Raw genomic sequence first — 13,885 nt, forward strand, 5'->3', positions numbered from 1 at the left:
TTTAGATAAATTTAGTATAGAAGATATGCAAAATATTATATTGAAAAAAAGGGCTGAGTTAACTTTCTATCAACTAAATAAAGTAGTACATGAAATGGAAAAACATTATTTTGATTTAAATGAAGAATCTCTTTTAAAAGTAGCAAATTATTTGGAGTGCGATAAAAGAAAAAATGTCAAAGGTTTATCTAAAGTACTCTTAAAGTTTTTCAAGAGTACAGAAAGTGAAATTGAAAGAGTAGAAAAGATGTATAAATTTGATAGAAGATTCTCAAACTGTATATATATAGCAGGAGTAGATGAAGTTGGAAGAGGACCACTTGCAGGGCCTATAGCAGCAGGGGCAGTAGTATTTAATATGAATTATAAAGATCAAAAAGAATTAGTTATGGGAATTAAGGATTCGAAAAAACTTTCAGCCAAGAAAAGAGAAGAAATTTCAGATGTAATAAAAAGTAAGGCAGTAACTTATAATATTTCTATTATAAATAATGATGAAATTGATAAAAAAGGAATTGCATGGTGTAATAATGAGGTATTAAAAAGAGCAGTTAGAGGTTTGAAAGTTCCAGTTGATTTTGTATTATCGGATGGATATGCAGTAAATAATTTGGATATAGACAACGAATTTATAGTAAAAGGGGATTCGAAAAGCGCCAGTATAGCAGCTGGTTCCATTATTGCTAAAGTATACAGGGATAATCTTATGAAAGAGTATCACAAGGTATATCCACAGTATAATTTTTTAAGTAATTCTGGATATGGCACTAAAGAACATATCGATGCCATAAAAAAATATGGAATCTGTAAATTACATAGATTAAGTTTTTTGAAGAATATAATTTAAGTATAAGCTAATATATTAGCTTATACTTGAAAGGCATTTTTAATTAATTTAATATTATAGCTCTTTTTATTGGAATTTATCATAATTTCTATTATATCAAATCTTATATTGTATTTATATAATTTATTTTTCTGTACGTAAATATATGCAGTCCTGTAAATTTTAATTCTTTTAAAATGATTTACAGCTTCACAAGGTTCACCATAATTTTTTGAATGCCTTGTTTTGACTTCTATAAAACATATAGTATTTTTATTTTGGGATATTATATCGATCTCTCCTGTTTTACATCTGAAGTTTTTTTCTATTATAGAATATCCTATGGAATATAAATAATCTACAGCAATATTCTCTCCCAAATCACCTATTTTTTTATTATTATATTTCATTTCTTACTCCTATTATGGTATTTACAAATGTAGGTATTTTTTATTTAAAACAATTTATTGTATGTGGAATATATATATTTATTGATATTAATAAGAGAAATATTATAATTACACTTCCTGAGGTAATCATATGATGGTTCTTAGTTCTTAATCCAAATAAAAACATAATAGCTCCTAATATTAATAGAAATATAACTATTGAAAAGTTCATTTTTATTATCTCCAATCTTAAAATTATAGTGGAAACACTTTTATACTTTTGTATGTATAATATTATAATATTTTTTTACATTAAATGGAATATATTACAAAATATTTTATGCGATTAAATTATATTTTCTAAAAATTTTCTGTAATTTAGAGCTTCTATAACATGATCTTCTTTTATTAATTCTTTATTATCCATATCAGCTATTGTTCGTGATATTTTAAGTATCTTATTATAAGCTCTCAAGCTCAAGTTGTATTTACAGAATATATTATTTATTAAATTTTTAGTTTTACTATCAAGTTTACAATATTTTTTTATTAGTGTTACACTCATCTGAGAATTGAAATAAATATTTTCATGTTTTAATCTTTCTTCTTGAATTTTTCTAACACCAATTATCCTCTTTTGTATATCTTTAGATGTTTCATTTATAGGTTTGTTTTCAATATCTTTAAGAGAGGGAGTTGGTACAAAAATGAATAGATCAATTCTATCCATTAATGGAGAAAAAAGTTTGGATATGTATCTTTTCCTATCATACTCTGTACAAGAGCAATATCTATTGGAACCAAAGTTACCACATCTACATGGATTTGCAGCCAATACTGTCATAAAATTACATGGAAAAACCACTTTACCATTACATCTACTTATCATTATGAAATTTTCTTCTAAAGGCTGTCTCAGTGTTTCCAATACATTTCTTTTAAATTCAGTTATTTCGTCTAGAAATAATATTCCATTGTGAGCAAGTGAGATCTCTCCAGGGGCTAAATTAGCTCCACCTCCTATTATGGTAACTGGGGTCGTAGTGTGATGAGGGTTTCTAAATGGAGGATATTTAATGATGGATTCATTTTTATTGAGCATATTTGCTGAACTGTATATCTTTGTAACTTCAAGAGACTGCTTGTAATTTAATTTTGGAAGTATAGTAGGTATTCGCTCTGCTATCATTGTTTTACCAGAACCTGGAGGACCGATCATGAATATATTATGGTTACCTGCAGCAGCAACTTCTACAGCGCGTTTGCAACTTTCTTGACCTATTATATCTGAAAAGTCCAACCCATATTTTTTAAAATCTGCATTTTTTATTTTATTAGTGTATGGAAGTATATTTCTATTTTCTATAAAAGATACTACTTGTTTCAGGTTTTTAAATGGATAACAATTTATATCTTTTATAAGTGAACATTCATCTTTATTATCATCTGGAGTTATAAAATTTTTAATATTGTTTTTTAATCCCTCAATAGTTACTGCTAATACACCGTTTACTCTATTTAAATTACCAAAAAGAGATAGTTCACCAATAAGTATAAATTCTTTTGAATCATTAAAATGTATTTGTCCGGTAGCATATAATATTCCTATGGCTATTGGAAGATCAAAAAGTGAACCGGTTTTTTTAATATATGCAGGAGCTAAATTTACAGTTATTTTTTTTATAGGAAATTTATATCCTGAATTTATTATAGAAGATCGTACTCTGTCTTTTGATTCCCTAACAGAAGCATCTGCTAATCCTACAATATTAAAACACGGGAATCCATTTTCAACATTTACTTCTACAGATATTATATTTGCATCTATGCCTATAATGGCTGCAGCATTTATTTTTATAACCATGACATCACCTCTGCTTAATTATTGACACAAATAAATACAATTAAACGAATTTGAATTGTATTTATAAAAATTTCGCTTGATAAGGAGTGAATAAAATAATTTTTTAGTGTTAATAATAAAAAATATTAATTTTTAAAAGGTGGAGTGCTGTATGAATATATATGATTTATGGTTTTCGATTGTTAATTTGCCTAATAGAATAAAAGTAAATTTAATAAAAAGATTTGAAAATACAGAAGAAATTTGGATGACAAATGTTTACCATAATAAGTCCATACAAATATGTTCTAATAATAAACAAAATTTAAAAATGAACAGCAATTTAAAACTAGCCTGGGATAAGGAAAGATTAGAAAATATAGTTGAAAAAGCATATAGAAAGTGTATTAAATCAGTTAATTTAAACGATAAATTGTATCCACAGAATCTAAAAGAGTATATGGATGCCCCAGTTGTTATGTTTTATATAGGAGATATAACAAAATTGAATATAAATTTAAATGTGGCAATAGTAGGTTCTAGAAAGTGTAGTATATATGGAAGAAATGTAGCTGATATGATAAGCTCAGAAATTTCTAAAAATAATATAAACATAATAAGTGGCCTAGCAAGGGGAATAGATGCGTTCGCCCATAGAGGATGTGTTTTATCGGGCGGATATACATGTGCAGTTTTGGGATCAGGAATAGACGTGATATATCCTAGAAATAATGAAAAATTATATTATGAAATTTTGAGAAAAGGAGGATGTATTATTTCTGAATTTGCACCGGGAACACCACCGATGTCCTATAATTTCCCTATGAGAAATAGAATAATAAGTGGATTAAGTGATTTAGTAATTGTAGTTGAAGCCGGAGAGAAAAGCGGTGCGTTAATAACTGCAGATATAGCCTTGGAACAGGGAAAAAATATAATGGCAGTCCCGGGTCCAATTTTTTCTAATGAGAGTAAGGGAACAAATAAATTAATAAAAGAGGGCGCGTATCCATTTAATAATTTTGAGGATTTATTTCAACTTATGAAAATAGAATATGATATAAAATATAAAGAAAACAATGATAAATTAGGTGGAAATAAAAAAATAATATATGACATTATAGGTGATACCCCACTACATATAGATGATATTTTTAGGGAAACTAATGTTGACATAAAACAATTATATGGGTTATTATTTGAATTGCAGTTAAAAAATAAGATAATTTGTCTTTCAGGAAATTATTATGTTAAAGTACCGGATAAAAATAAAATTATAAATTAATACATAATATTCTACTGTAAAACTATTAAATTAAAATGTACTAGATAAAATATGAGGGGGTGTAATGCTCTGATTAATTTTAAAAAATTAGAGTAATAATATATGGGACAGAAATTAGTTATAGTAGAGTCGCCAGCAAAAGCTAAAACAATAGGCAAATATTTGGGAAAGAATTATGTAGTAGAGGCTTCCATGGGGCATGTTAGGGATCTGCCTAAAAGTCAACTAGGTGTAGATGTTGACAATGACTATAATCCTAAATATATAACAATAAGAGGAAAAGGTGAGCTCTTAAGCAAGCTTAGAAAAGAAGCTAAGAAAAGCGATAAAATATATCTTGCTACCGACCCTGATAGGGAAGGTGAAGCTATTTCATGGCATTTATTACATGCTTTAAATTTAGATGAAGATGATAAATGTAGAATAGAATTTCATGAGATTACTAAAAGTGCAGTCAAAGGCTCTTTAAAGCAGGCAAGAAAAATCAATATAAATCTTGTAGATGCACAACAGGCACGAAGAGTTTTAGATAGATTGGTAGGATATAAGATAAGCCCTATACTTTGGAGAAAAGTTAAGTGGGGATTAAGTGCAGGAAGAGTTCAATCTGTTACATTAAAGATGATATGTGAAAGAGAAAAAGAGATAAAGGAATTTATACCAAAGGAATATTGGACAGTAGAATGTTTTTTGCATAAACAATCTACAAAAAAAACTTTTAAAGTTAGACTTACTACTTTAAATAAAAAGAAGATTGAGATAAACAATAAAGAAGAAGTAGACAAAATAATTGAAGATCTAAAATCAGGAGAATTTATAGTAAAAAATGTTAAAAAGACTTCAAAAAACAAGAATCCACTGCCGCCATTTACTACAAGTACACTTCAACAGGATTCATATAGAAAATTGAATTTTTCTACAAAGAGAACTATGTCTGTAGCACAACAACTTTATGAAGGTGTTGATATAAAAAAACATGGTACAGTTGGACTTATAACATATATGAGAACAGATTCGGTAAGAATTTCAGAAGAGGCTCAAAATGATTGCAGGGATTTTGTAAAGGAAACTTTAGGAGATAAGTATATTCCAGAAAAACCAAGAAATTTTAAAAGTAAAAAACATATTCAAGATGCACATGAAGCTATAAGACCTACTAATATATCATTAGTTCCTGATCAAATTAAGGAAAGCTTAAAACCTGAACAATATAAATTATATAACTTAATATGGAAGAGATTTGTAGCAAGCCAGATGGCACAAAGTATAATTGATGTAAAATCAATAGATATAATAAATAAAAATTATGGATTGAAAGCAAGTGGATCAAAGGTTAATTTTGATGGATTTATGAAAGTCTATGATTATTCTACAGGCGATGAAAAAGATGAAACAAGTTTACCAGAACTAAGCGTAGATGAAAAATTAATTGAGAAATCCATTGATGAAAAACAGCATTTTACTCAACCACCAGCAAGATATTCAGAGGCATCATTAGTCAAGACATTGGAAGAAAACGGAATAGGAAGGCCAAGTACTTATGCACCAATAATATCTACAATTCTTAACAGAAAATATGTTGAGAGGGATAAAAAGACATTGATTCCTACAGAATTAGGGAATATAGTAAATAATATAGTAAGTGAATATTTCAAGCAAATAGTAGATGTAGAATTTACAGCAGGCATGGAATCAAAATTAGATAATATAGAAGAAGGCAAAGTTAACTGGAGAAAAGTTGTAGGTGAGTTTTTTAAACCTTTAAAGAAATCAATTGATATAGCTGAAAAAGAAGTAGCCAAGATAACAATAGAAGATAAAGTAACAGATATAAAGTGTGATAAATGTGGTAGGTTCATGGTAATAAAGCATGGGAGATTTGGCGATTTCCTTGCCTGTCCAGGTTATCCTGAATGTAAAAATACGAAACCTATAGTAGAAGAGTTGGATGTGCAGTGCCCTAAGTGTGGAGGTAAGATAGTATTAAAAAGAAGCAGAAAAGGAAGAAAATTTTATGGGTGCAGTAATTATCCAGACTGTGATTTTGTAAGTTGGTTTGAACCAACAAATGAGCTGTGTCCCGAGTGTGGAAATTATATGGTGAAGAAATACAATAAATCTAAAGGAAGTTTTTTAGAATGTTCAAATAGTGAATGTAAACATAGGAAATATAAAGAGGATAAAAATTCTGATTCAGATTCAGATAATAAGGATAAATAGATAGTGGATAAGATATGCATAGTTTATATAGAAGATAGTTACTAACATCTATATGGACTATGCATATCTTATGTCCAGGTTTTAAATAAAAAATAATGTTGAAATATGATAGCTATTATGTTATTATAATTAGGTGTAAAAAATAATTCTAAATATTTTAAAAAATCTAAATTGTTAATTTTGTAATGGGAATTATTCTACTTGTTGTGAAAATTAATATAAGGGATTTTATTTTATAGTGTTATAATATGTGTAGTAACGTATTAATAAATTCAACATCAAAGGAGGAATCGAAATGACATCTCTGTTAAACAAAACAAGGATGCTAAATAAGATATTACAAAAATCAGGAACTGAACCGGTAGTTTTTGATGATATATGTAATTTATTAAGCAATGTATTAAATTGCAGTGTATATATTATAAGTAGAAAAGGCAAAATATTGGGCTATAATTTTTCTGAAAGTTCGGAAAACAACGATATAAATATGGAATTTATAAATAATATGAGATTTCCGGAAGAATATAATAATAAATTACTTAATATACGTGAGACAATATCAAATGCATCCAATATTCAAATATTCAACTTTGGAAACGAAGGAGAAGAATATATCAAGGGTAAATTTTTAACGGTAGTTCCTATAGTGGGCAATAGAGAAAGACTTGGTTCATTGTTTATATCTAAATTCAAAGAAGAGTTTACTGATGATGATCTAGTACTTGGAGAATACAGTGCCACTATAATTGGACTTGAAATGTTAAGGGCAAAAAATGATGAAATAGAAGAGGAAGCTAGAAAAAAAGCTGTAGTACAATTGGCAATAGGCACACTTTCATATTCAGAATTAGAGGCAGTTGAACATATATTTAATGAATTAGATGGAAATGAAGGATTGCTTGTAGCATCTAAAATAGCTGATAAAGTAGGAATAACTAGATCTGTTATTGTAAATGCGTTGAGAAAATTTGAGAGTGCAGGTGTGATAGAGTCAAGATCTCTTGGAATGAAAGGAACTCATATAAAGATATTAAATGATAAACTTATGGATGAACTTAAAAAAATAAAATAGTAAATTTTATTGAATACATCTTTTCAATATGATATACTACATACAGTAATAATCACACACATTATCTAATTTATAAATTGGTGCCTTATGGTAATTTATAAATATGCAGATGATGGAGGAAAAACCTAGGAGGGAAATTTATGTCAATTATTTCAATGAAACAACTATTAGAAGCGGGTGTTCATTTTGGACATCAAACTAGAAGATGGAACCCTAAAATGGCTCCTTATATATTCACAGAAAGAAACGGAATATATATAATAGATTTACAGAAAACAGTTAAAAAGGTAGAAAAGGCATATAATTTTATAAGAGAAGTATCACAAGCAGGAAAAGATATAATTTTTGTAGGAACAAAAAAGCAGGCTCAGGAAGCAATTGGAGAAGAAGCAAAGAGATGCGATATGTTCTATGTTAATAATAGATGGTTAGGCGGTATGCTTACAAATTTCGAAACTATAAAGACTAGAATAAAAAAATTAGACGATTTAGATAAAATGGAAGAGGATGGAACTTTTGAAGTCCTTCCTAAAAAAGAAGTTATAAAATTGAAAGGTGAAAAAGATAAGCTTGAAAGAAATTTAGGCGGTATCAGAGCTATGAATGCAAATAATGTAGGTGCAATGTTTGTAGTAGATCCAAGAAAAGAAAAAAATGCTATATCAGAAGCTAAAATTCTTGGCATTCCAGTTGTAGCTATAGTTGATACAAACTGTGATCCTGACGAAGTGGATTATGTTATACCTGGAAACGATGATGCAATAAGAGCGGTAAAATTGATTACATCTAAAGTAGCCGATGCTGTTATAGAAGGAAGACAGGGAGAGCAACTAGCTGAATAGTAAATTTGATTTGGGATTAAATACAAATATTGAAGGGAGTGGAAAACCGTTGATTAGTGATCTTTAATAATGCTAATAACGGAATATGCTTATGATAACTGCGAAAATGGTAAAGGATTTAAGAGAAAGAACTGGAGCAGGCATGATGAACTGCAAAAAGGCCTTGAGTGATTCAAATGGAGATATTGATAAGGCTATTGAAATACTTAGAGAAAAAGGCTTGGCTGCAGCAGCTAAAAAAGCAGGAAGAACAGCAGCTGAAGGCGTTGTAAGCACATATATTTCAGAAGATGGAAAATCTGCTGCTATAGTTGAAGTTAACTGTGAGACAGATTTTGTAGCAATCAATGATAAGTTTGTTAAATTCACAAATGCATTATCAAAACAGGCAGCATCTACAAGTGCAAGTTCTGTAGAAAAGTTTGTAGAGGAAAAGTATTTACTTGATGAAACAAAGACAATATCTCAAGCACTTACAGAGCTTATTTCTACACTTGGTGAGAATATGGCAGTAAGAAGATTTGAAAAATTGTCAGTTGAAAATGGAGTTATTCAAAGTTATATACATGGAGACGGAAGAATAGGTGTTCTTGTTAAACTTGAATGTGACGAACAAAGTGAAGTATTGAAAGAAGTAGCAAAAGATTTAGCTATGCAGGTAGCTGCTGCTAATCCTATGTTTTTGGATGAATCTTCAGTAGATCAAGATGTCATTGAAAAAGAAAAGGAAATATATAAAGTTCAGGCACTAAATGAAGGTAAGCCTGAAAAAATTGTTGAAAAGATGGTTTTAGGTAGAATCAAAAAGTTCTATAAAGAAAATTGTCTAGTTAATCAGGTATGGATAAAGGATTCAGATTTAACTATCAACAAATATTTGCAGAATAAGTCTAAAGAAGTTGGAGCACCAATAAAAGCTTCTGCTTTTGTAAGATTTGAAAAAGGCGAAGGAATAGAAAAAGAAGAAGAGGACTTTGCTGCAGAAGTACAGAAGCAAATGGAAGGCAAATAGAAACTGAAAAGAGGACACTCAGTGTTCTCTTTTTTTAGAGTGGCTATTAATTATATACATTTATAATAATTTGGAGGTACAATATGGATTGTTCTAAATATAAAAGAGTAATGCTTAAATTGTCAGGAGAAGCACTGGCAGGAGAAAATGGATATGGAATAGATTTTCAAGTAGCAAAAAATATAGCCAAAGAAATAAAGAAAATTGTAGATATGGGAGTTCAAGTAGGGGCTGTTGTAGGCGGAGGAAATATCTGGAGAGGAAGAAATGGAGCTGATATGGACAGAACTACAGCAGATTATATGGGTATGCTTGCTACATGCATAAATGCAATGGCATTACAGGATTCTCTTGAGAATTTGGGAGTTAATACTAGAGTTCAAACGGCTATTGAAATGCGAGAAGTAGCAGAACCTTTTATAAGAAGACGCGCAATGAGACATCTTGAAAAAAATAGAGTAGTAATATTTGCAGCAGGAACAGGTAATCCATATTTTTCTACAGATACTACAGCTGCTCTTCGTGCAGCTGAAATAGAAGCTGAAGTTATACTTCTGGCTAAAAAAGTAGATGGAGTATATGACAAGGATCCCCATAAATACAATGATGCTAAAAAATATAAAAAACTCAATTATATAGAAGTACTGGATAAAGGACTTCAAGTTATGGATTCCACAGCAACAACATTATGTATGGACAATGATATACCTATTTTGGTATTTGGATTGGATAATCCTCAAAATATAGTTAAGGCTGTTTTAGGGGAAGAAATTGGTACACTCGTAAGTAAAGGATAGATTAGGAGGTATTTTTTATGATTAATGATGTTTTAAAAATGGCAGATGAAAAGATGCAGAAAACTACTGAATCTTTGAAGAAGGAGTTAGCTTCTATGAAAGCAGGAAGGGCTAATCCGGCTATGATTGATAAAATAGAGGCCGAATATTATGGTACTAATACACCTATAAACCAACTTGGAAATGTTTCTATACCTGAAACTAGGGTACTTGCTATCCAACCTTGGGATAAAAGTGCTATTAAGGCAATAGAAAAGGCAATATTAAAATCAGATTTGGGAATAAATCCTTCAAATGATGGTGAAGTTATAAGACTTATGGTTCCTGAACTTACAGAGGAAACTAGAAAAAATTTAGTTAAAAATATAAAAAAATCAGAAGAAAATTCAAAAGTTGCAGTAAGATCTATAAGAAGAGATTGTAATGACAAGCTTAAGGGAATGAAGAAAAGCAATGAAATAACAGAAGATGAACTAAAATCATCAGAAGACAAGATACAAAAGAAAACTGATAAATTTATAAAAGAAATAGAAAACATAATTGCTGATAAAGAGAAGCAAATTATGTCAATATAATCTTTTTGCTATAAAACCTGCTTTTGCAGGTTTTATTAAGATAAATCTAATTTGTCGAACGGAGAATTTGAATATGTTAGAAAAATTTTATAAAGATAATAAAAATACAATACTACATATTGATGAAGATAATATACCTACACACATAGCTATTATTATGGATGGAAACGGAAGATGGGCTAAGCAGAGAAAGCTCCCAAGGACAATGGGACACAAAGCAGGAGTAGAAGCTCTAAAGAAAATTGTAAGAGAATGCGATAGGTTGAAAGTAAAATATTTGACTGTATATGCATTTTCTACTGAAAACTGGCAGAGACCTAAAGATGAAGTTTCTGCAATTATGAAACTCCTAGTTCAATATTTAAGAAGAGAACTTGATGAATTAAATAAAAACAATGTGGTTATAAATAATATTGGAGATACATCTGGACTTCCAGAATTATGTGCAAGGGAATTGACAAACGCATATAATAACACAAAGGACAACACAGGATTAGTATTAAATTTAGCTTTTAATTATGGAGGAAGAGCAGAAATTGTAAGAGCCTTTAAACTTATGGCCTTGGATATAAAGAATGGATTGCTGAAGGAAGAGGATATAAATGACAATCTTGTTTCAAATTATCTCTATACTAAGGGAATGCCAGATCCAGATCTTATAATAAGACCAAGTGGCGAACAGAGACTTAGTAATTTTTTACTGTGGCAGTGTGCATATTCCGAATTCTGGTATTCTAATATAAATTGGCCTGATTTCAAGAAAGAAGATCTACTTCAAGCTATATATGATTATCAAAATAGAGATAGAAGATTTGGAAAAATTAAATAAATTATTATTTGGCAGATTAAGTATCAACTGTGGAGGTGCTATTTTGAATAATAGATATTTAGGAGCGGTTATAATTGCTCCTTTTATATTATTTCTATTTATAGGTGGAATATATCTAAAATATTTAATTATGATATTGTCACTTTTGGGAATGTATGAATTTTATAAGACAACAAAGGAAAATAAAATAAAGCCAATAAGTATAATTGGGTATTTAATTTGTATAGTATATTACATTTTTATAAATTATTATATGGATTACAAATTCATATTTTTATTTCTTATAATAGCAGTGTTTATTACTATTTGTATACCAGTTCTTGATTTAAAATATAATTTTATAGATGCAGCCGTAACTGTATTCGGATTTTTATATGTAGGTGTGTTTTTTAGTTATATAGTTATAGTTAACCAATCTGATTATGGAAAGTATTTAGTATGGCTTATATTTATTTCATCATGGGTTTGTGATACTGCTGCTTATTATAGTGGAAGGATTTTTGGAAGAAACAAATTAAGTCCTAAATTAAGTCCTAAGAAAACTATAGAAGGATCTATAGGCGGAATAATAGGAAGTACTGTCATATGTGGATTATTTGGTATATTCTGTGCTTATAGAGGCGTTCCGATACATTTGTACAATTATATTGCAATAGGAATTCTTTGTGGAATTTTTGGCCAGTTTGGAGACCTATTTGCATCATCTATAAAAAGATATGCAGGAGTAAAAGATTATAGTCATCTGATACCTGGGCATGGTGGAATTTTAGATAGATTTGACAGTGTGTTATTTTCAGGATTTATAGTCTATTGTTACTTGATATTTTTAAATTTAATATAAAATCAAAAATATCCTCATTCTGTATATGGGGATATTTGTTTTAAATAGTTTCATAAACTTTAACTATTATAATAATGTAAATATGATATAATAATCATAGTTTAATTGCTGTTAAATAAGTAGTTCAAGTTATAGTTTAATTTAATAGGGAGATGTTTTAATGAAGAAAATTTCCATATTGGGATCTACGGGTTCCATAGGAACTCAAACACTTGATGTAATTAGAAGTGATAGAGAAAATTTCAAGTTGATTGGAGTTTCTGCAAATAGCAGTTTCCAAAAGCTTGTTAATATAATAAATGAATTTAAACCCGAATATGCAGTCTTAAATGAAAAATCATCTTATGATAAAGTTGAAGAATATTGTAGTAATAAAAATGTAAATACAAAAATATTATTTGGAATAGAAGGATTAAATACAATAGCTTCTTTAGAAAATGTAGACATAGTAGTTACTTCTGTAGTTGGAATAGTAGGACTTGTACCAACTATAAAGGCCATAAGGGCTGGCAAGACTATAGCACTTGCGAATAAAGAGACTCTTGTTGCTGGAGGTGAAATTGTAAAAAGAGAGTTAAAGCAGAATAATGCGAAAATTATCCCTGTAGATTCAGAACATGGAGCAATTTTTCAATGCCTTAGAGGAAATAAAATTGAAAATGTGAATAAATTAATTGTTACAGCTTCTGGAGGACCATTTAGAGGCAAAAAAAGAAGTGAACTTTTAGATGTGACTGTGGATGAAGCTTTAAATCATCCTAACTGGCAAATGGGAAGAAAACTTACAGTAGATTCTGCAACTCTTATGAATAAAGGGTTGGAAGTTATTGAAGCTCATTGGCTCTTTGATATGCCATATGAAAAAATACAAGTCTTAGTTCATCCAGAAAGTTTGATTCATTCCATGGTGGAATATAAGGATGGCAGTATTATAGCACAACTTGGAAGTAAAGATATGAGGCTTCCCATACAATATGCATTAAATTATCCGGAAAGAAAAAACAAAGTAGTAGATACATTGGATTTTTACAGTATTTCAAGTTTGCATTTTGAAAAACCTGATATGGATACTTTTAGACCACTTAAACTGGCCTATGAAGCGGGAAAAATAGGTGGAACCATGCCAGCTATATTAAATTGTGCCAATGAAGCTGCCGTTTCTCTGTTCTTGTCTGGAAGGATAAAGTTTTTAGATATAATGGATATATTGGAAGACTGTATGAATAAATTTGAGAGAAAAGGAGATTATACATTAGATGATATACTGGAATTAAATAGGAGCATAAAAAATTATGTAAATCTCAAATACTCTTATGCAGATGAAAGAATTAAATAATATATTTAGGAGGAATGG

At 29.4% G+C, this 13,885-nt stretch carries 13 protein-coding genes; 11 read left to right on the forward strand and 2 right to left on the reverse strand.

The window, feature by feature from the left end:
- Positions 1 to 94: 94 nt before the first annotated feature.
- Positions 95 to 847 carry a ribonuclease HII gene (locus J418_RS0102730; protein WP_182915960.1) on the forward strand — a complete coding sequence of 251 codons (753 nt, stop codon included), beginning with the start codon at positions 95 to 97 and terminating at the stop codon, positions 845 to 847.
- Between the two features lie 20 nt (positions 848 to 867).
- Here the strand turns inward: J418_RS0102730 and J418_RS0102735 are convergent, their stop codons facing one another.
- Both J418_RS0102735 and J418_RS0102745 read right to left on the reverse strand, forming a co-directional pair.
- Entirely contained in the window at positions 868 to 1,236 is a 369-nt protein-coding gene (locus J418_RS0102735) for a YraN family protein (protein ID WP_017750628.1), read from the reverse strand.
- 325 nt (positions 1,237 to 1,561) lie between these two features.
- Positions 1,562 to 3,079, reverse strand: coding sequence for a YifB family Mg chelatase-like AAA ATPase (locus tag J418_RS0102745; RefSeq protein ID WP_017894741.1), 1,518 nt, complete (start codon positions 3,077 to 3,079; stop codon positions 1,562 to 1,564).
- 151 nt (positions 3,080 to 3,230) lie between these two features.
- On the opposite strand from J418_RS0102745, the gene dprA reads away from it, so the two are divergent.
- The 10 genes from dprA to J418_RS0102795 all read left to right on the forward strand — a co-directional run bounded on the left by dprA (position 3,231) and on the right by J418_RS0102795 (position 13,867).
- Positions 3,231 to 4,343, forward strand: coding sequence for a DNA-processing protein DprA (gene dprA, locus J418_RS0102750; RefSeq protein ID WP_017894742.1), 1,113 nt, complete (start codon positions 3,231 to 3,233; stop codon positions 4,341 to 4,343).
- Between the two features lie 102 nt (positions 4,344 to 4,445).
- Positions 4,446 to 6,563: a type I DNA topoisomerase gene (topA, locus tag J418_RS0102755; protein ID WP_017750624.1), complete on the forward strand. Its 2,118-nt coding sequence runs from the start codon at positions 4,446 to 4,448 to the stop codon at positions 6,561 to 6,563.
- 295 nt (positions 6,564 to 6,858) lie between these two features.
- Positions 6,859 to 7,635 (forward strand): GTP-sensing pleiotropic transcriptional regulator CodY, encoded by a 777-nt coding sequence (codY, locus tag J418_RS0102760; protein WP_017750623.1) that lies wholly within the window; start codon positions 6,859 to 6,861, stop codon positions 7,633 to 7,635.
- A 140-nt stretch (positions 7,636 to 7,775) separates the two neighbouring features.
- The gene (gene rpsB / locus J418_RS0102765) at positions 7,776 to 8,477 is read left to right on the forward strand and encodes a 30S ribosomal protein S2 (protein WP_017750622.1); all 702 of its coding nucleotides are present in this window, start codon (positions 7,776 to 7,778) and stop codon (positions 8,475 to 8,477) included.
- Between the two features lie 91 nt (positions 8,478 to 8,568).
- Positions 8,569 to 9,489, forward strand: coding sequence for a translation elongation factor Ts (gene tsf / locus J418_RS0102770; RefSeq protein WP_017750621.1), 921 nt, complete (start codon positions 8,569 to 8,571; stop codon positions 9,487 to 9,489).
- An 83-nt stretch (positions 9,490 to 9,572) separates the two neighbouring features.
- Entirely contained in the window at positions 9,573 to 10,286 is a 714-nt protein-coding gene (pyrH, locus tag J418_RS0102775) for a UMP kinase (protein WP_017750620.1), read from the forward strand.
- A 17-nt stretch (positions 10,287 to 10,303) separates the two neighbouring features.
- The gene (gene frr, locus J418_RS0102780) at positions 10,304 to 10,861 is read left to right on the forward strand and encodes a ribosome recycling factor (protein WP_017750619.1); all 558 of its coding nucleotides are present in this window, start codon (positions 10,304 to 10,306) and stop codon (positions 10,859 to 10,861) included.
- Positions 10,862 to 10,934: 73 nt separating this feature from the next.
- The gene (locus J418_RS0102785; RefSeq protein ID WP_017750618.1) at positions 10,935 to 11,690 is read left to right on the forward strand and encodes an isoprenyl transferase; all 756 of its coding nucleotides are present in this window, start codon (positions 10,935 to 10,937) and stop codon (positions 11,688 to 11,690) included.
- A gap of 43 nt (positions 11,691 to 11,733) precedes the next feature.
- Positions 11,734 to 12,531 (forward strand): phosphatidate cytidylyltransferase, encoded by a 798-nt coding sequence (locus J418_RS0102790; RefSeq protein ID WP_026142614.1) that lies wholly within the window; start codon positions 11,734 to 11,736, stop codon positions 12,529 to 12,531.
- Between the two features lie 160 nt (positions 12,532 to 12,691).
- Positions 12,692 to 13,867, forward strand: coding sequence for a 1-deoxy-D-xylulose-5-phosphate reductoisomerase (locus J418_RS0102795; protein ID WP_017894744.1), 1,176 nt, complete (start codon positions 12,692 to 12,694; stop codon positions 13,865 to 13,867).
- Positions 13,868 to 13,885: the final 18 nt, after the last annotated feature.

This window comes from Clostridium tyrobutyricum DSM 2637 = ATCC 25755 = JCM 11008 (assembly GCF_000359585.1).
Taxonomy (GTDB): domain Bacteria; phylum Bacillota; class Clostridia; order Clostridiales; family Clostridiaceae; genus Clostridium_B; species Clostridium_B tyrobutyricum.

Coding starts and splice junctions, on each gene's coding strand:
- J418_RS0102730 (WP_182915960.1), top strand. CDS start 95: ATGGAAAAACATTATTTTGATTTAAATGAAGAATCTCTTTTAAAAGTA.
- J418_RS0102735 (WP_017750628.1), bottom strand. CDS start 1,236: ATGAAATATAATAATAAAAAAATAGGTGATTTGGGAGAGAATATTGCT.
- J418_RS0102745 (WP_017894741.1), bottom strand. CDS start 3,079: ATGGTTATAAAAATAAATGCTGCAGCCATTATAGGCATAGATGCAAAT.
- dprA (WP_017894742.1), top strand. CDS start 3,231: ATGAATATATATGATTTATGGTTTTCGATTGTTAATTTGCCTAATAGA.
- topA (WP_017750624.1), top strand. CDS start 4,446: ATGGGACAGAAATTAGTTATAGTAGAGTCGCCAGCAAAAGCTAAAACA.
- codY (WP_017750623.1), top strand. CDS start 6,859: ATGACATCTCTGTTAAACAAAACAAGGATGCTAAATAAGATATTACAA.
- rpsB (WP_017750622.1), top strand. CDS start 7,776: ATGTCAATTATTTCAATGAAACAACTATTAGAAGCGGGTGTTCATTTT.
- tsf (WP_017750621.1), top strand. CDS start 8,569: ATGATAACTGCGAAAATGGTAAAGGATTTAAGAGAAAGAACTGGAGCA.
- pyrH (WP_017750620.1), top strand. CDS start 9,573: ATGGATTGTTCTAAATATAAAAGAGTAATGCTTAAATTGTCAGGAGAA.
- frr (WP_017750619.1), top strand. CDS start 10,304: ATGATTAATGATGTTTTAAAAATGGCAGATGAAAAGATGCAGAAAACT.
- J418_RS0102785 (WP_017750618.1), top strand. CDS start 10,935: ATGTTAGAAAAATTTTATAAAGATAATAAAAATACAATACTACATATT.
- J418_RS0102795 (WP_017894744.1), top strand. CDS start 12,692: ATGAAGAAAATTTCCATATTGGGATCTACGGGTTCCATAGGAACTCAA.